This window comes from Deinococcus aestuarii (assembly GCF_018863415.1).
In the GTDB taxonomy this organism is placed as follows: Bacteria; Deinococcota; Deinococci; order Deinococcales; family Deinococcaceae; genus Deinococcus; species Deinococcus aestuarii.
In genome coordinates, this window is sequence record NZ_JAHKSN010000001.1 from 546,932 (window position 1) to 563,297 (window position 16,366).

Sequence of the window (16,366 nt, forward strand, 5' to 3'; positions counted from 1 at the left end):
CTCCAACCAGAAACCCCCGCGCTCAGGCGGGGGCCCCGGGCGGCCGTCCTCAGGGCTTGAGGGCCTTGAGGGCCGCGTCGGTGAGGTCGGTGGCGTTGTCGGCGTAGACCACCAGCCCGCTGCGGGCGGCCACGCCCCGGTCCATCACGATGCTGTACCCGTTGGCCTTCGCCACCGCGTTGACGGCGGTGTCCACGGCCTTCTCGACAGTCTGCATCTTGGGCTTCATCTGGTCGTCGTAGGCCTTGGCCTTGGCCTGGATCGTCGAGACGAGGGTGGTGCGGTTTTGCTTCTCGGCGGCAGTCGCCCCGGCTCCCTTGGCGTCGATGGCCTGAATCTGCTTTTGCAACCCCTCGAGTTCGGCGTTGGCCTTCTGCTGAATCGCCTGGAGGTCCTTGTCGGCGGGGTGGGCGGAGAGCATGCGCTGAACGTCCACGAAGCCGAGCTTCTGCGGCGTGGTCTGGGCGTGCGGGGCGAGGGTGCCCAGGCCGAATGCGGCCACGATGGCAAGGGGAGCGAGAGATGTGGCGTTGATCTTCATGGCGGGCAAGCTAGCACGGTCCATTCTGAGCCGAATGAATCTCTTCACAGTCTCCTCACATATCGCATCAGCGGGCCGTCAGGCCGGGAGGGGGGTCCGGGAAGGTAAGGTTGCAGCATGCTCGTACGCGACTGGATGACCCCCGGCCCCCTCACGGTCAGGCCCGACACGACGGTGATGGAGGCCCTGCGGCAGCTCAAGGAACGGGGCTTTCGCCGCCTGCCCGTGATGGACGAGGGGCGTTTGGTGGGCATCACGACCCGCAAGGACCTCAAGGACGCCGTGCCCAGCCAGGCGACCACCCTGAGCGTCTGGGAACTCAACTACCTCCTGAGCAAACTCACCGTGGCCGAGATGATGGCCCGGCCGGTGATCACCGCGCAGGAGGACGAGTCCCTCGAAGACGCCGCGCTGCGGATGCAGGAGTACGGGGTGGGCGGCCTGCCCGTGCTGGACAGCGCCGGGGAGCTGCGGGGCATCCTCACGATCACGGACGTGCTGCGCGCGCTGACCGACATCCTGGGCCTGCGCGAGGGGGGCACGCGCCTGACCCTGGAGATGCCCGACACGCCCGGCAGCCTCGCCCGCGCGGCGGGGGCCGTGCTGCCGAGCAACATCATCAGCGTCGCCACCTCGGGCCAGGGGGGGGGCGAGGGGCAGCCCCGCCGCCGCTTCGTGATGCGCGTGACGGGCGAGGGCGTGCGCGACGTGAAGGCGCGGGTGCGGGAGGCGGGCATCGACGTGGTGGAGTAGGGGTCCACCGGCGGGCGGGGCTTTCAGCAGGAGCCTAGGGGGCCTCTTACGGCGCGGTGTCTCCGACGAAGCGGCCGTCCACCTGGAAGTCCTCCCCGTCCAGCCGCACGCGCCCTCCCTTGCGCAGGTCGAGGATCATGTCCCAGTGGACGGCGCTGGTGTTCGTGCCGCCGTTTTCCGGGTAGGCCTGTCCCACGGCGAGGTGAACGGTGCCACCGATCTTCTCGTCGAACAGGATATTCATGCTGGGCCGCTGGATGCCCTCGTTGGTGCCAATGCCCAATTCGCCCAGGAAACGCGCGCCGTCGTCGGTGCGCAGGGCGGCCCGCAGCACCTCCTCGCCCTCCTGCGCGGTGGCCTCGACAACCTCACCGTCGCGGAAGGTGAGACGGATGCCGCGCACCGGCTGGCCGCCGTACAGGGTGGGTAGGTCGAAGTGAATATGGCCGTTCGCGCTGGTTTCGAGCGGGGCGGTGAACACCTCGCCGGACGGCATGTTGCGCCTCGCGTCGCTGTTGCTCCACGAGCGGCCCCTCACGCTCAGGTGGAGGTCGGTGTCCTCGCTCAGGAGGTGCACGTCGTCGGCCCGCGCCAGGCGCTCGATCAGTCCGGTCTGGAAGGCGCGCACCTCCCCCCATTTCGCCACGGGGTCGGGCGCGCCCAGGAACATCGCGCGGGCCACGAAGTCCTCATACTCGGCCAGGGTCAGGCCCGCCGCCTGGGCGCCGAAGGGGGTGGGGTACAGGGTGAGGTTCCAGCGGGGGTGCAGGCGGCTCATGGCGAGCGGCGCGAGCGAGGCGCGGTGCCGGGCGGCCCGCTCGGGGTCGAGGCCAGTGTCGGGCGGGGTGGGCGTGAGGATACGGATGGACGCATCGAGGGCCCGCGCGTCCTCCACCTCGGCGGGATGCACGCTGCCCAGCACCTCGTCGCTGGCGTAACGCTGGACATTCTCGTCCTGCTCGGGGTAGCTCAGGCGGACTACGGGCCGGGCGCCGCGCCTGAGCAACACGCGGTGCAAGGCCTCCACCAGCGGGAGGGCGAGGGTGCTGGCACCTACGTACACGCGGTCGCCGGGCTTGACGCCGATGCAGTAGTCGGCGAGCAGCTCCGCGTGGCGTTCGGGGTCGTACAGGGACATGGGCCCTCCGGTTAGAGCGACGTGACGGCGCCGCCGTCCACGAGCAGGGTGCTGCCGTTGATGTAGGTGGCCGCCTCAGAGCACAGGAACGCCGCGACCCGCCCGAACTCGTCGGGGGTGCCGAGGCGGCGCATGGGAATCTCCCCCTCGGAACGGGCGCGGACCTCCTGCCAGGTGATCCCGCGTCTCGCGGCGGCGGCCTCGTCGAGCTGCTGGATGCGCTCGGTGAGGATGCGGCCCGGCGCGAGGCAGTTGACCTGCACGTTGTTCGGCGCGAGTTCGATGCTCAGCGACTTGCACAACCCCTGCACGGCGGGACGGTAGGCGTTGGACAGGGTGAGGTTGTCCAGCGGGCGTTTCACGCTGCTGCTCACGATGGCGAGGACGCGCCCCCCGCCACCCGCCCGGAAGTACGGCAGGGCGGCGTGGACGCTGCGAACAACGCTCATCAGCGTGAGTTGGAAGGCCTTCTCCCAGTGCGCCTCGGTCAGGCTGGTGAAGCCCCCAGGAGGAGGGCCGCCCGCGTTGCACACCAGCACGCGCAGGCCGCCCAGGTCCTCGGCGGCCCGGTCGATGAAACCGCGTAGGCTGTCAGCATTGGCAACATCCGCCGCGTAGGCGCGCACGGTCGTTCCCGTCTCCTGCTCAATGCGCTCGGCGGCCTTCCCTGCGCGTTCCAAGTCGCGGGAGCAGAGGGCAACGCGCGCCCCCTCGCGGGCGAGGGCGAGGGCGGTCGCGTACCCGAGTCCGGCGCTCGCGGCGGTCACGATGGCCGGTTGGTCTGTCAGGCCGAGGTCCATACGTCACACGTGCCCGTACTTGCCCAGAACGTCGGGGAGGCTCATGCCGCTCTCCAGGTCCTCGCGGATGTGCCGCTCCTTCTCGGTGAGGGCCTCGGCGCGCGTTAGGACCTCCTCCGCAATCTCCTGGGGGATCAGCACCGCCCCGTCGAAGTCGGCGAGGATGAAGTCGTCGGGCCTGACCCGCACCCGGGCAGTCGTCGCGCCTGGCAGGTACACGTCCACCTGCCAGGCGTTCACCTCCCAGCGCCCGATGGACTGGACGGGTGTGCGGTAGCGGGCATAGACCGGGAAGTTCATGCGGGCGAGCCACTCGATGTCGCGGATGCCGCCGTCCACCAGGGCGCCGACGCAGCCCCGGTACTGCATCCCGCGCGCGATCAGCTCGCCGAAGAAGCACACGCCCTCGGCCCCGCCGCCGCTCCAGACGCTGAGGTGGCCGGGGGTGAGGCCGCTCACCGCCTGCATCTTCTTCGGGTCGCCCGTGCCCGGGTAAGGGGTCATCTGCCCGCGAATCGTGTACGTCCAGCCACCCATCTTTTCAAGGCGCTCGCGGATCGGCCAGAAGCTGCTCGCAAGGCCGCAGTCGGGGTAGCCCATCTCGTCCAGAATGTCGGCGACGTTGGCGGTGTCCACGCGCAGGAAGCGGTCGCGCAGCTCCAGCTTGCGGTCCTGGGTCAGGGTCATGCGGTCTCCTGGGCGCGTACGGCGCGCATCTCCTCGGCGATCCACGCCACGGGCGCGTGACCATACGAGAGCAGGGTGTCGTGGAAGGCACGGGGGGGCAGCGAAAGTTCGGCCCGCAGCGCCTTGATCGCCTCCGTGCCGAGCCAGTACATCAGGCGAGTGGCGGGGAACATGGAGTTGCGGGTCGTCTCGCTCCAGACCCGCGCCGGGGCGAAGTTCACACGCTCGCGGTAGAAGGTGCGCATATCCTCCAGGCTCCACTCGCCCAGGTGCAGCTTGATGTCCGCGATGCACGACGACGCGTTGCGCCGCTCGTAGCTCTTGAGCAGCAGCGCCTCGGCGGGGGTGTAGAAGCCGTCCGCTTCGAGCAGCAGGTCTTCGGCATAGCAGGCCCAGCCCTCCACCGCCGTGCCCCCGCTCAGCAGCGCAATCCCGCTCGCGCAGTCGGTGCCTGCCACGCGCGCGAGGACGCTCTCCGCCTCACGGGCGCGGGCGTTGTGGGTGTGGTGCCCGATGCTGCCGTGGTGAACGGCATGGATGAGTTTGATGGCGCTGGTGTTCTGCGCCCGCAAGTACGCAGCAACGTCGTCGCCAGGCGGAAAGACCCAGTACACGCTGCCGTGGCCGGGTCGGAAAGGGGCCGGGGAGCGGTAGAACAGGAAGTAGAGGTCACCCGTCCCCACAGCCCAGTCAGGCGCGGCGCGGAAGTCGAGGTCGTACTCGCGGGCAGGCGTGACCAGGCCCTCGGCGGCGCTCATGGCGCGTTCGTGCCAAGCCCGGTAAGCGTCCCGCACACCGTTGAGGTCGGGTGACACTTGTTCAAGGGCGGCTAGTTGTTCCTGCCAGGAGCGGCTGAGGTCGAGCCGGGCGGCGTCCCCCTCCAGTTCGCGGGTGAGGCGGTCGAAGGCGACCGTGGCGCGCTCTAGAGCTTCACGCGGTCCGAAGGGCAGACCGTGTCCGACACGCATCAGCAGGTCGAGGTGGGCCTCACCGCAGGCTACATCGTCCGCGAGGGGCAGCCGGTCGAGGTCTTCCGCGTAGGCACGCAGGGCACGGGCCGCCCGCGCGGCGGGGTGGTGGAGGTCGTCCTGCCACAGCGGATGGCGCGGCAGGCCGTCTTCAAGCAGAAGCGCGGTCGCCCTCGCCTCACGTCGCGCACGCTCGGCCCAGTCGCGCGGCACGGTTCGCCCCTGGAGATGGGTGCGGGCCTGTGCGAGAAAGCCGGGTACAGTCTCCAGCCTCACCCGCAGCGCGTCGCGCGCCTCCTGGGAGTCCTCGGGGCCGCCTGGAAGCAGCAACGAGATCACCCCAAAGGCCGCCTCGCCCGTGTACCAAGCGGGGTTGTGCTGGGGTGGGGCCCGGTGCAGTTCTGCCGCCCGGACGGTGAGTTGCGCGTCCAGCAACCGCGCGTCGATACGGTCGCCGCTTCCGGTGGCAATAGTCGCCTTGCTCAGCCCCGCCCGCAACGTGGCGAGCGCGTCGAGTTCCACCCCCACGCTGTCCGGCCCGGCGGGGGGCAGTTGGTGGTCGTGGCCGCGCAGCCCCATGAAGGTCGCATCGACAGGGTGGAAGTGGGCATGTACCCGTAGGTACTCCTGCGCCAGGCTGGCGGCATCGCTCACGCGAGAACCTCAGCGTCGATCAGGGGCAGGTCCACCCAGCGCCGCTCGTGATGGGACTGCACGATGGCGTTCACGACCTCCTGGCTCTTCGCCCCGTCGTAGAAGGTGCACTCGGGGGGCGTACCGTCCAGAATCTCGTCCACGAAATGCCGCACGAGGTTGCGGTAATACAACTCGGGCCAGGGAGTGTGCAGCGTGGTGCCGGGCGGATAGGCGCTCTCCGGCAGGGTGACCTCGCGGAACTCCACCGCGTCGGGGGTGGCAAAGCGCAGCGTCTCAGCGATGCCGTTCTCCTCCACCAGCCGCGCGACCGCCGCGCCCTTCGAGCCGTAGACCCGCAATTCCACGCCAGGGTAGTTGCCCACGGCGATGTACGAGGTTTGCAGGATGCCGTGCGCGCCGCTCTCGAACTCGGCGAGGGCCACGGTGCCGTCCTCGACGTTGATGCGCTGCAACCCCTCGTACCCGCGCACCTCGCGTTCGGGCACGAAGTTCCTCATGCTGCCGATCACGCTCTTGTACTCCCCGGCGCACCAGCGCACGAGGTCGAGCAGGTGCGAGCCGTACCCCACCACCGAGGACGGGATCAGCTCGGAGAAGTCAGCGCCGTGTGGAACTTGGCGCAGCGGGTAGTGCGGGTTGAGAAATTGCGAGTTCTGCTCCAGCCCGTGAACGTGGAAGATTTCGCCGAGGGTCCCATCCTGAATCCAGCGGTGAACCTGCCGGATGGCGGGCGAGTAGCGGAACGTGACGCCGAGTTTGGTGCGGACTCCGGCACGCTCTGCCTCGTGGGCCGCTATGAAGGCGTCGCGGGCATCGTGCGCGAGGGGCTTTTCGGACAGGACATGTCTCCCTGCCCGGATCGCGTCGAGGCTGAGCGGGAGGTGCGTGTCGGTCGGCGTGCAGACATCCACCATCTGCACGTCGGGGTCGCACAGCAGCTCGCGGTGGTCGGTGTAGACGCACTCGGCCCCGAACTTCTCGGCGAGGCGTTCGGCGCGTTCGGGCACGGTGTCGCAAATGGCGACCAGCCGGGCGCGGTCATAGGCGTGGTAGCCGGGCAGGTGCGCGGACTCCGCCCAGGCGTGCGCGCCGATCACGCCGACGCCCAGCCGCTCTCTGTCCGTGGGGGTCATGGCAGGGCCTTTCCGAGGCGCTGCACGTACGCCTCCAGCTCGTCGTAGTTGTGGTAGCCGAGTTGCCGCCGCCCGTCCTCGATCTCGTAGATCATCTCGCAGAGCCTCGCGTTCAGGCGTGTGTCGGCCCCGGCGCGCTCGCCGAAGGAGATCAGCTTGCCGTTCGAAGCGCGCACCTCGGACGGGCGGTTCCGGTACACGATGTCCCACCAGATGCCCGAGCCCTTCTTCTTGAACTGGTGCGCGCTCGGCTTCTGGTCCTTCTTGAGCAGCCAGATCGCGTGGTGGATATTGGCGAGGAGCCTCCCCGTGTCCTCGGGCGTGCGGGGCTTGTAATTGGCGGGGTCGAAGAAGTCAAAGGCCTCCACGGTGATGCCGTTCGCCTCGGCGATCTCCAGCGCCTCCCGGACGACGGCTCCCGCTACCCGCGCGTACCGTTCCACCCCCAGCGTCTCGGTCACGGGCGCGTCCACCAGGGCGCTGAATACCACCTGCGCGCTGTAGACCTCCTTGGCCCAGATTTGCCCCCAGATGTTGTCGCTGAGTTGCACTTCTGTGAGGGCGCTCAAACACGCGGCGAGCGTCTCTAAGCGTTCGGTGCTCTCCCCGGTCATCTCCCCGAGCTGGATGGGCCCCTCGTGCACGAATTCGATGTACCCGGGATCGACGAGGGCACCGCCGTAGTTGGGGATGCTGCCGACCACGCGCTCCGCCCCGCCCAGCCCGGCCCGTTCGAGTCGCGCGATGATGTCGGGCTCGTTGAAGCCGTTCTGGTACGACACGACGAAGGTCTCCGGACCGAAGTGCGGCAGCACGCTTTCCAGGGCGTCCAGGGTGTGCTGCGACTTGGTGGCGATCAGGACGGCTTCGAGCGGTCCTTGCAGCTCGTGGGGGTGCAGGGCCTTGACCTGAACGTGGTGCTCCCCGCGCACCCCGTCGATGTGGAGGCCGCGCTCCTTGATGGCGTCGATATGCTCGGCCCAGCGGTCCACAAGAGTTACGTCGTGTCCGGCCTGGGTCATCCACGCGCCCGCGAGGCCGCCGATGGCCCCGGCGCCGATGATGGTGAAACGCATGAGGTCTCCTTGGAGTTACGAGCGGGGGTCGAGGGCGTCGCGCAGCCCGTCTCCCAGGAAGTTCACGGCGAGCACCGTGACCAGGATGAACAGGCCGGGGAAGAGGGCGAGCCACGGCGCGACCTGGAGCCACTGGCTCGCGTAGTTGAGCAGGTTGCCCCAGGTGGGGGTGGGCGGCTGGACGCCGAGCCCCAGGAACGACAGGGCGCTTTCGAGCATGATGCCGCTGCCCACCGCGAGGGTCGTGGCGACGATGATCGGCCCGATGGCGTTGGGCAGGATGTGCCGGAACATGATGCGGTTGTTGCTGCCGCCCAGCGCCCGGCTCGCCTCCACGAACTCGCGCTCGCGCAGGCTCAGGAACTGCCCGCGTACCAGCCGGGCCGTGCCCATCCAGCCCAACGCGCCGATGATGCCCACGAGCAGCGGCACGCTGGGGCGCAGCATCCCCGACAGCAGGATCACCAGCGGCAACAGCGGGATGCACAGCACCACGTCGGTCAGTCGCATCAGGAAGGTGTCGAGCCAGCCCCGGTAATACCCGGCGAGCGCGCCCACTAACGTGCCCACGAGGGACGCCAGCAGGGCGCTCATCAGGCCCACCGCGAGCGACACGCGGGCGCCGTACAACACGCGGGTCAGGGCGTCCCGTCCCAGTTGGTCGGTGCCCATGAGGTGTTCGGCGCTGGGCGGCTGGGGCGTGCCGATGATGTTCAGGTCCTGCGTGTCGAACCCGTACGGCGCGATGACGGGCGCGAGCAGGGCCAGCGTCCCCAGCACGAGCAGGATGACCAGCCCGATCACGGCGAGGCGGTGGCGCCTGAAGCGCCGCACGAAGAGGCTCCAGGGCGTGTCGGGCGCGCGTTCCCTGGGCGCGGGGCGGGCAGGGCGGCGGGCCGCGTCACTCATAGCGAATCCTGGGGTCGGCGGCACCGTACGCGAGATCCGCGACGAGGTTGCTGACGATCAGGGCGAAGGACCCGACCATCATCAGGGCCATCAGCACCGGGTAGTCGCGCCCGTTCATGCTCTCGATAAAGAGCCGCCCCATGCCCGGCCACGCGAAGATCGTCTCGGTGATGACGGCGCCGGAGAGGATGGTGGCGAAATCCAGCGCCACCACGGTGATGATCGGGATCAGTCCGTTGCGCAGGGCGTGGCGGTACACGACGCTGCGCTCCGGGACGCCCTTGGCCTTGGCCGTCCGCACGTAGTCCTGGGCCAGCACGTCCACCATGCTCGACCGCATGTAGCGGCTCCAGCCCGCGACCGACGCGAAGGCCAGGATGCCCGCCGGGAGGATCAGGTGCCGCGCGATGTCGAGGAGCGAGTCGCTCCCGATGGTCTGCATCCCCGCCGAAGGGAGAATTCGCCACTGCACCGCGAACACCAGTTGCAGCATCAGCGCCAGCCAGAACACCGGCATGCTCACGCCCAGAAAGGACAGGAAGGTGATGCCGTAGTCCACGGCGCTGTACTTGCGCACGGCGCTGAGCACCCCCAGCGGAATGGCGATCAAGAGCGACACCACGAAGCTGGTGCCCCCCAGCAGCAGGGTCGGCCCCACCCGCTCGCCGATCTCCTGCACGACGGGCCGCGCGGTGCGGATCGAGAAGCCCCACTCGCCCTGGAAGAACGCCGTCACCCACGACACGTACTGCACGGGCAGCGGCTGGTCGAGGCCGAAGGCGGTGCGCATCTGAGCGAGCGCCTCGGGGCTGACCGAGGGATTGTCCGCGTACACGTCGAGCGGCCCGCCCGGCGCGAGGTGCAGCACCCCGAACAGGATCAGGGACACGCCGAGGAGCAGCGGGACCGCCCCGATCAGGCGTTTGAGCAGGTAGGTCACGTTCACAGGTCACCCGAGACGCGGGGCGGCAGTCTCCCCCGCCCCCTGCCCTATTTGTTGAGGAACCACCCGCTCGTGTTCACGAAGTTCGTCATGTTGGTCGGGTTGGGCACGAAGCCGCCGAGCTTGTCGGTCACCACGATCATCGAGGGGTTGCTGGTGATCGGGATGCTGGGCAGGTCGTTCATCAACTCCACCTGGAACTGCCGGAGCGCGGCGGTGCGGTCCTCGGGGTCGAGGGTGCTCTCCGCCCGGGCGAGGGTGGCGTCGATCTTGGCGCTGCTGTACCCCTGGCCGTTGTTGACGCCCTTGGAGCCGAAAAAGACGCTGTAGGTGGGATCGGCGGAGGTGATCCAGCCGCCGTAGAACAGGTCGTAGTTGCCCTTGTAGCGTGCGTCGCGGAAGGCCACGCCCGACTTGTTGTCGGGTTGCAGCTCGACGCCGATGCCCTTGAGGGACGCGATGATGACCTGCTGGGCGTCCTCGTCGGTGGCGCGGCCCGCCTGCGCCATGACCTTGAAGCTGAGCCGCTGGCCGTCCTTGACGCGGATACCGTCCGGGCCGGGTTTCCAGCCCGCCGCGTCGAGGAGTTGCTGCGCCCGCGCGGGGTTGTAGTCGTAGCGGGGCACGTTGGGATTGGTATAGGAGAAGACCGGCACGACGACCGTGTTGATGGGCGTCGGATAGCCGCCGAGCGCCCGGCTGAGGGCGGTCTTGTTGATTCCGTAGGCGATGGCCTTGCGGACGTTCGGGTCCTTGAAGGCGGCCACGTTCTTCATGTTGAAGTCGAGGTGCTGCCACGACAGCACGTTGTTCTTGATGACCTTCAGGCCCGGCACGCTGTCGAGTTGCTGGACCTGGGAATACGGCACCCCGTAGGCCATCTGCACCTCGCCGGAGCGGAGCTGCGTCACCAGGGTGTTGCTGTCGGGGATGATCTTGAAGATCATACCGTCGAGGTACGGCAGTTGCACGCCCTTCGCGTCCTTGCGCCAATAGAACGGGTTGCGCTCCAGCACCACGTACTGGCCCCGGCGGAACTCCTTCACCCGGAAGGGTCCGGTCCCCAGCGGCTTCTCGTTGTAGGGGTCGGTGTTGAGGTCCTTGCCCTCCAGGGTGTGCTTGGGCAGGATGCCGAAGGTGAAGAGCGTGCTGGCGAAGTCCGGCGCCACCCGCTTGTAGTTCACGACCACCGTGAGGGGATCGGGCGTGGCGATGCTCTCGATGTCCTCGGTGCCGTCCTTGGACTCCGCGATGAACTTGGGGTTCTTGACCGCCTCCCAAGTGAAGCGCACGTCGGCAGAGGTGAAGGGCTGTCCGTCGGACCATTTGACGTTGGGGCGCAGCTTGTACGTGACCGTCATGCGCTTGCCGTCCGGGCTGAGCTTGATGCCGCCGTTTCTCGTCGTCGGCACCTGCGTGGCGAGCACGGGAACGTACTGGGCCCGCTGGTTCGGCGCGACCAGCCCCTCGACCACCGCCGCCTGCACGTCTCCCAGAAAACCGGTGGAGTACACGTTGAGGGTGTCGATGTCGTACCCCAGGCCGACAGTGAGGGTTCCGCCCCGCTGCTGGGCGAGCGCCATTCCACCTAGCAGAATGGCGGAGGCGGAGAGGAAGCGGGCGGCGTTTCGGATCGCGGAATACTTGGCCTGCCGGGTCGAGTCCATACCAAATCCTCCTCGGGAAGGTTGGGGGTCGAACATCCTTCTGATACCGCAGATTCCTGTGATGCAAGGCGAGTGTACGGAGTACCGTTAAGGAAAGTCAAGGAGGCGGGTCATACGACATTCCGCTCTCCGGAATGCTCCCGTCCTAGTTATGTTCCACTCTGCGGAATCTTCGGGTAGGCTGGCGGTGGAGGTTTCTATGTCCAACGAGGATGTGACCGCTCAGGACCATGAGGTGGGCCGCCGCTTGACTGCCCTGACGGTCGGAATGGACCGGCTGGAGCGCCGCCTCTCACGCGGGCACGGCGTGCTCGACAGCGAGGGGCTCGTCCCGATCTACCTCGGCGACGACCTCGTGCCCGCTCCGAACTACACGGACTGGAACGAGGTCCACGCCGAACTGGCCGCGCTGAACGAGATCGTCCGGGGTTACCCCACCGGGGCGCGCAAGGTTTTTCTGACCGACATGCTGCGCTCGCTACGGACCGCCTCGCGGCTGTTCGAGGGCGAGGAACTCAGCTTCAAGGAGAAGCTCGAACACCTCGTGGGCGTGCCCGCTGAACCCGTCGGCGACGACGCCATGCAGGTCATGCTCGCCGAACTCGAAGCCCTGCTGGAACAGGCGGGGTACCGCCACGGCGCGCTCGCCGAACGTGTCCACCGCTTCGAGGCCGACGGCGCCCTACCTCCCGGCGACCTGGAAGCCACCTTCCTCGACCTGATGCGCGAGGCCCAGCGCCGCACCGACGCCATGATCTACCCCACCGGGGACTACCACATGGCGCTCAACGCCGTGCGCGGGGTGCCCTTCACGGCCCGCTGCAACTTCAACGTCGGGCAGATGGACCTGAACGTGGACCTGAACTTCACGCGCTCGGCCCTCAAGCACCTGGTGTGCCACGAGGTCTTCCCCGGCCACTCCACCCAGCTCCTCTACACCCGGGACGCCGCCGCGAGCGGGGAGAGCACCGCCGACGTGCTGCTGTGCACCACGAACGCGGTCACCGGCTGCGTTCAGGAGGGGATCGGCGACCAGGGCATCCACCTGATCGACTGGGTGGAGGACGCGGGGGACGCGGTGCATATGGCCCTGCGCCGCCTGAGAAGCGCCGCCGCGACGAGTGCCGCGTGGTATCAGATGGGGGACGGCTGGGAGGAGGCGCGCGTCCGCGACTACCTCGAACGCCACAGCTTCGGGCAGCGCGCGTGGATCGACGGGCGCATCCGCTTCGCCAGCTACAGCTTCCGGGGACCCTTCATCGCCTCGTACTGGCACGGCGACGAGGCCGTCCGCACCGTCCGCGAGCGGGTGACCGACGAGGAGCGCCCAGCGTTCATCCAGACGCTGTACGGCGAGATGCACTCCCCGCGAAGCCTGCTGATGTTCCAGGCGTGAACGCGAGCTATCCATGAGCGAAAACGTGCAAAGCGTCGAGCGGGCGCTCGACCTGATCAACACCATCGTGGACGCGGGGCGGCCTCTCGGGATCGCCGAACTCTCCCAGGCGATGGGCCTGGCGCCCAGCACCATCCACCGCATCCTCCAGACGCTGACCGCCAAGGGCTACATCCACCAGGACGCGGGCAGCAAACGCTACGACATCGGCCCGGAGATCGTGGAGATCAGCCGCTCGCTGTACCTGCGCTACGACCTCGTCCGCCGCGTCCGCCCATACCTGCAAGAACTCGTGGACCTGACGGGCGAGACCGCCCACCTCGCCGAGTTGTACGGCACGAGCGCCATGTACCTCAGCCAGCTCGAACCGCTGAGCATGGTGCGGATGTTCACCACGCCGGGCTCGGTCACGCCGCTGTATTGCAGCGACGTCGGCAAGCTGTTCCTCGCCGACCTGCCGCCCGCCCGGGTGGAGGACATCCTGCGCAAGACCGGCCTGCGGCCCCGCACGCCGCACACCATCACCGACCCCGGGCAACTGGAGGAGGCGCTGCAACGGGTGCGCGAACAGGGCTACGCCGAGGACGACGAGGAGCGCGAGATCGGCGTACGCTGCCTCTCCGCCCCGATCCTCAACGGCGCCGGGAAGGTCATCGCCGCCATCGGCATCGCCGGACCCAGCGGTCGGGTCATGAAAGAACGCCTGCCGGAACTCGCGGGGTACGTCAAGGGCACGGCGGGGCGCGCCGCCACCGAGCTGATCCTGCAACCCCAGCCCGAGACGCAGGGGCAGACCTCGTGAGCCCCTTTGAGCGGCTGGAGATCACGCGGGACGAACATGCCACCAGACGCTGCCAACTTGCCGCAGCGTTGCAAGACGCGCACCTCGACCTGATCTGCGTGTTCGGCCCGGTGCGCGTGGCATACCTCACCGGCTTCCAAAAGTTCAGCATCGCCTCATCAATGAAGCGTTCCTGCCGGGCGAAGACAGTCAGGAGTTTGGCAAATTGCTGAGGTGTGGCCCGAGCACGAGCAGCGGAATCGTACATCAGGCTCATGGCCTCCTCGGTGTTCATCCATTTGGTCCACTGGAAGGTCCTGTCCTCGTCCACCCAGCCCTGGCGGTCGAGAGCTTCGAGCAGGTTCCAGACCTGTGGGTCATAGCTGTAGCCCACCACCTCGAGACTCTTCTCTCCGGTCTGACGAATCGTTGTGGGCGAACTGGAAGCCAGCGGCTTCGGGAACTCGGGGCTAGCCTGCTCTCAGAGCTTCAGAGCGTAGGCATTGCATGCCCGCGCTGGATCAACGCTTGAGCAGTTGCGCGGCTGGTCGCTGACTGATCTCCAGCCGGTGCTCGGCGAGGATCGTGGGCTTCAAGTCCACGCGGTTGTGCAGAGTGCCGCGTGACCGCCTGGGCGGGTCGTTAGTTCGGCGTTCCGCTTCACCATTGAAAAGTATCCGCGGCAAGCGGGTGGTGTCATGAATAAAAATTCTCCCGATGAACTTCGTGTTCGTCGGGGGGAGTGGTGACACCTTCGCGCGGGCTGCACAAGCCTCGATCCCCAGTGACGCGCGCTCCTTACGGAGTTGCTGTTTTCTTGTTGTGACGGCCCCGTCCCCCGACGGTCAAAGGCCCTTCGGGCGCAATTCTTCTCCCCACGCCGGGCGTACCCTACCCCCATGCTCTCCCGTCCCTCCCGCATGTCCTCGGCGGCCCGCGACCCGGACGCGCCCCGCGTGAAACACGACCCCCGGCAACTCGCGCGGCTGCTGGCCTTCGCGCGGCCCTACCGGGGCCTCTTCGTCGTGGGGGTGCTGGCGACCCTGGTGTCCAGCGGTCTGAACCTCGTCTTTCCGCTGCTGTTCGGGCGCCTGATCGACGCCTCCTTCCTGCGGGTGGGCAGCACGGTCACCGGGCCGCTCGACCGGACGGTCCTCGCCCTCCTCGGCATCTTTGCCCTCTCTTCCCTCTTCGCGGCGGCGCAGTCGTATCTGCTCGCCCGGGTCGGCGCGGGGGTGGTGGCGGACTTGCGACAGGTCCTGTTCAGTCACCTCCTCACGCTCTCGCCGCGCTTTTTCGCCGACCACAAGACGGGCGACCTCACCAGCCGCCTCACCGCCGATGTGGGCACGGTGCAGACGGTGACGAGCACGGCGCTGGCGCAGCTCGCCGCCCAGACGGTCAGCCTCGTGGGGGCCGTCATCCTGCTCGTCACGACGAGTCCGCGCCTGAGTCTCTTTACCCTCGCCGTCATCCCGCTCGTGATCGGGACGGCGGTCTTCATCGGGCGGCGCATCCGGCGGGTCAGCCGTGAGGTACAGGACGCGGTGGCCGGGGCGAACGCGAGTGCCGAGGAGGCGATCAGCGGGGTACGGGTGGTGCAGAGCTTCACGGCGGAGGACGTGGAGCGGGGGCGCTACGGCCGGGGCGTCCTCGCCAGCTTCCGCGCCGCGCTCAAACGCGCCCGTCTTCAGGCGCTGATGGGCGGCACGATGAGCTTCCTCACCTTCGGGTCCCTCGCCGCGCTGCTGTGGTTCGGCGGGCGACAGGTCATGGCGGGTGACCTGACGCCGGGCAACCTCGTCACCTTCCTGATCTACGCCCTTCAGGTGGGAGGGACGGTCGCCGCCCTGACGGGCATCTTCAATCAGTTCCAGGAGGCGCTCGGGGCCTCGGGCCGCATCTTCGAGCTGCTCGACGAGCGCAGCGACCTCCCCGAGCCCGCCTCTCCCCTTCCCCTCGCCCGCGCGCAGGGCCGGGTGACCTTCGACCGGGTGGGCTTCCGGTACGGCGACGCGCCCGTCTTGCAGGACGTGAGTTTCGACGTGCCCGCCGGTCAGGTCGTGGCCCTGGTCGGCCCGAGCGGGGCGGGCAAGACGACGCTGGTGAGCCTGATTCCGCGCTTCTGGGACGTGACGGCGGGCGAGCTGCGGGTGGACGGGCGGGACGTGCGCGAGTACGCGCTGGAGGGGCTGCGCGCCCAGGTGGGCCTCGTGCCGCAGGAGACGCTGCTCTTCTCGGGCTCGGTCGAGGAGAACATCCGCTACGGGCGCCCGGACGCCACGCCGGCGGAGGTCGAGGCCGCCGCCCGCGCCGCGAACGCGCACGACTTCATCGCCGCCTTCCCGGACGGGTACGCCACGGTGGTCGGCGAGCGGGGCGTGAAGCTCTCCGGCGGGCAGCGCCAGCGGGTCGCCATCGCCCGCGCGCTGCTCAAGGACCCCCGCATCCTGATCCTCGACGAGGCGACGAGTGCGCTGGACAACGAGTCCGAGGCGCTGGTGCAGTCGGCCCTCGAACGGCTGATGCGGGGCCGGACCACCTTCGTGATCGCACACCGCCTGAGCACCATCCGGAACGCCGACCGCATCCTCGTCATGGACGCGGGGCAGGTCGTGGCGGACGGCACCCACGCGGAGCTGATGGCGGCGGGCGGGCTGTACCGGGGGCTCTACGAACTCCAGTTCAGGAAGGAGCAGGAGGCGCGGGCAGAGTTGGCCTAGCGGCCGAACACGCCCGCGTAGATGTCGTCAAGGGTGAGGGTGGTGTTGAGGCCGGGGACGACGATCTCTCCATTGACCGACAATTCGCGGTCGGTCCAGCTCTCCGCACTGTCCGGCTCCGTCCGCAGGTACTCCCCCTCGCTCATCTCCCAGAAGGTCGGCGCGGGGCCAGTCATGGCGGTATGGTACGCCTC

16 protein-coding genes are annotated in these 16,366 nt (G+C 68.4%); 4 read left to right on the forward strand and 12 right to left on the reverse strand.

Annotated features, from left to right (window positions below; genetic code table 11):
- Positions 1 to 49 precede the first annotated feature (49 nt).
- Positions 50 to 541, reverse strand: coding sequence for an OmpH/Skp family outer membrane protein (locus IC605_RS02680; RefSeq protein WP_216318517.1), 492 nt, complete (start codon positions 539 to 541; stop codon positions 50 to 52).
- A 117-nt stretch (positions 542 to 658) separates the two neighbouring features.
- On the opposite strand from IC605_RS02680, the gene IC605_RS02685 reads away from it, so the two are divergent.
- Entirely contained in the window at positions 659 to 1,294 is a 636-nt protein-coding gene (locus IC605_RS02685) for a CBS and ACT domain-containing protein (RefSeq protein ID WP_216318520.1), read from the forward strand.
- Between the two features lie 46 nt (positions 1,295 to 1,340).
- Here the strand turns inward: IC605_RS02685 and IC605_RS02690 are convergent, their stop codons facing one another.
- The 9 genes from IC605_RS02690 to IC605_RS02730 are packed head-to-tail and all read right to left on the reverse strand — an operon-like array spanning position 1,341 to position 11,272.
- A complete protein-coding gene (locus IC605_RS02690; RefSeq protein ID WP_216318523.1) occupies positions 1,341 to 2,432 on the reverse strand; it encodes an aminopeptidase in 1,092 nt (363 codons plus the stop codon).
- Between the two features lie 11 nt (positions 2,433 to 2,443).
- On the reverse strand, positions 2,444 to 3,232 hold the full coding sequence (locus IC605_RS02695; protein WP_216318526.1) for an SDR family oxidoreductase: 789 nt from the start codon (positions 3,230 to 3,232) through the stop codon (positions 2,444 to 2,446).
- A gap of 3 nt (positions 3,233 to 3,235) precedes the next feature.
- Positions 3,236 to 3,919, reverse strand: coding sequence for an RraA family protein (locus IC605_RS02700; RefSeq protein WP_216318530.1), 684 nt, complete (start codon positions 3,917 to 3,919; stop codon positions 3,236 to 3,238).
- Entirely contained in the window at positions 3,916 to 5,541 is a 1,626-nt protein-coding gene (locus IC605_RS02705) for a DUF885 family protein (RefSeq protein ID WP_216318532.1), read from the reverse strand. Before IC605_RS02705 ends, IC605_RS02700 begins: the two co-directional genes overlap by 4 nt.
- A complete protein-coding gene (locus tag IC605_RS02710) occupies positions 5,538 to 6,677 on the reverse strand; it encodes a Gfo/Idh/MocA family protein (RefSeq protein ID WP_216318534.1) in 1,140 nt (379 codons plus the stop codon). Before IC605_RS02710 ends, IC605_RS02705 begins: the two co-directional genes overlap by 4 nt.
- Positions 6,674 to 7,753 carry a ketopantoate reductase family protein gene (locus tag IC605_RS02715; protein WP_216318536.1) on the reverse strand — a complete coding sequence of 360 codons (1,080 nt, stop codon included), beginning with the start codon at positions 7,751 to 7,753 and terminating at the stop codon, positions 6,674 to 6,676. The genes IC605_RS02710 and IC605_RS02715 overlap by 4 nt, the downstream gene beginning before the upstream one ends.
- 15 nt (positions 7,754 to 7,768) lie before the next feature.
- On the reverse strand, positions 7,769 to 8,662 hold the full coding sequence (gene opp4C / locus IC605_RS02720; RefSeq protein WP_216318538.1) for an oligopeptide ABC transporter permease: 894 nt from the start codon (positions 8,660 to 8,662) through the stop codon (positions 7,769 to 7,771).
- Positions 8,655 to 9,602 (reverse strand): ABC transporter permease, encoded by a 948-nt coding sequence (locus IC605_RS02725; RefSeq protein WP_343216481.1) that lies wholly within the window; start codon positions 9,600 to 9,602, stop codon positions 8,655 to 8,657. Before IC605_RS02725 ends, opp4C begins: the two co-directional genes overlap by 8 nt.
- 50 nt (positions 9,603 to 9,652) lie before the next feature.
- A complete protein-coding gene (locus tag IC605_RS02730; protein WP_246580256.1) occupies positions 9,653 to 11,272 on the reverse strand; it encodes a peptide ABC transporter substrate-binding protein in 1,620 nt (539 codons plus the stop codon).
- Positions 11,273 to 11,471: 199 nt separating this feature from the next.
- Here IC605_RS02730 and IC605_RS02735 point away from each other — a divergent pair, with 199 nt between their 5' ends.
- Both IC605_RS02735 and IC605_RS02740 read left to right on the forward strand, forming a co-directional pair.
- Positions 11,472 to 12,668 carry a glycosyltransferase family protein gene (locus IC605_RS02735; protein ID WP_246580257.1) on the forward strand — a complete coding sequence of 399 codons (1,197 nt, stop codon included), beginning with the start codon at positions 11,472 to 11,474 and terminating at the stop codon, positions 12,666 to 12,668.
- A gap of 25 nt (positions 12,669 to 12,693) precedes the next feature.
- Positions 12,694 to 13,470: an IclR family transcriptional regulator gene (locus IC605_RS02740; RefSeq protein ID WP_343216482.1), complete on the forward strand. Its 777-nt coding sequence runs from the start codon at positions 12,694 to 12,696 to the stop codon at positions 13,468 to 13,470.
- Here IC605_RS02740 and IC605_RS25520 read toward each other — a convergent pair.
- Positions 13,394 to 13,900 carry a DUF6508 domain-containing protein gene (locus tag IC605_RS25520; RefSeq protein ID WP_425514209.1) on the reverse strand — a complete coding sequence of 169 codons (507 nt, stop codon included), beginning with the start codon at positions 13,898 to 13,900 and terminating at the stop codon, positions 13,394 to 13,396. The two genes, IC605_RS02740 and IC605_RS25520, sit on opposite strands and share 77 nt — an antisense overlap.
- A gap of 448 nt (positions 13,901 to 14,348) precedes the next feature.
- On the opposite strand from IC605_RS25520, the gene IC605_RS02750 reads away from it, so the two are divergent.
- Entirely contained in the window at positions 14,349 to 16,172 is a 1,824-nt protein-coding gene (locus IC605_RS02750) for an ABC transporter ATP-binding protein (RefSeq protein WP_216318549.1), read from the forward strand.
- Here the strand turns inward: IC605_RS02750 and IC605_RS02755 are convergent.
- Complete coding sequence (locus IC605_RS02755) at positions 16,169 to 16,348, reverse strand: hypothetical protein (RefSeq protein ID WP_216318551.1); 180 nt, start codon at positions 16,346 to 16,348, stop codon at positions 16,169 to 16,171. The two genes, IC605_RS02750 and IC605_RS02755, sit on opposite strands and share 4 nt — an antisense overlap.
- Positions 16,349 to 16,366: the final 18 nt, after the last annotated feature.

Coding starts and splice junctions, on each gene's coding strand:
- IC605_RS02680 (WP_216318517.1), bottom strand. CDS start 541: ATGAAGATCAACGCCACATCTCTCGCTCCCCTTGCCATCGTGGCCGCA.
- IC605_RS02685 (WP_216318520.1), top strand. CDS start 659: ATGCTCGTACGCGACTGGATGACCCCCGGCCCCCTCACGGTCAGGCCC.
- IC605_RS02690 (WP_216318523.1), bottom strand. CDS start 2,432: ATGTCCCTGTACGACCCCGAACGCCACGCGGAGCTGCTCGCCGACTAC.
- IC605_RS02695 (WP_216318526.1), bottom strand. CDS start 3,232: ATGGACCTCGGCCTGACAGACCAACCGGCCATCGTGACCGCCGCGAGC.
- IC605_RS02700 (WP_216318530.1), bottom strand. CDS start 3,919: ATGACCCTGACCCAGGACCGCAAGCTGGAGCTGCGCGACCGCTTCCTG.
- IC605_RS02710 (WP_216318534.1), bottom strand. CDS start 6,677: ATGACCCCCACGGACAGAGAGCGGCTGGGCGTCGGCGTGATCGGCGCG.
- IC605_RS02715 (WP_216318536.1), bottom strand. CDS start 7,753: ATGCGTTTCACCATCATCGGCGCCGGGGCCATCGGCGGCCTCGCGGGC.
- opp4C (WP_216318538.1), bottom strand. CDS start 8,662: ATGAGTGACGCGGCCCGCCGCCCTGCCCGCCCCGCGCCCAGGGAACGC.
- IC605_RS02730 (WP_246580256.1), bottom strand. CDS start 11,272: ATGGACTCGACCCGGCAGGCCAAGTATTCCGCGATCCGAAACGCCGCC.
- IC605_RS02735 (WP_246580257.1), top strand. CDS start 11,472: ATGTCCAACGAGGATGTGACCGCTCAGGACCATGAGGTGGGCCGCCGC.
- IC605_RS02750 (WP_216318549.1), top strand. CDS start 14,349: ATGCTCTCCCGTCCCTCCCGCATGTCCTCGGCGGCCCGCGACCCGGAC.
- IC605_RS02755 (WP_216318551.1), bottom strand. CDS start 16,348: ATGACTGGCCCCGCGCCGACCTTCTGGGAGATGAGCGAGGGGGAGTAC.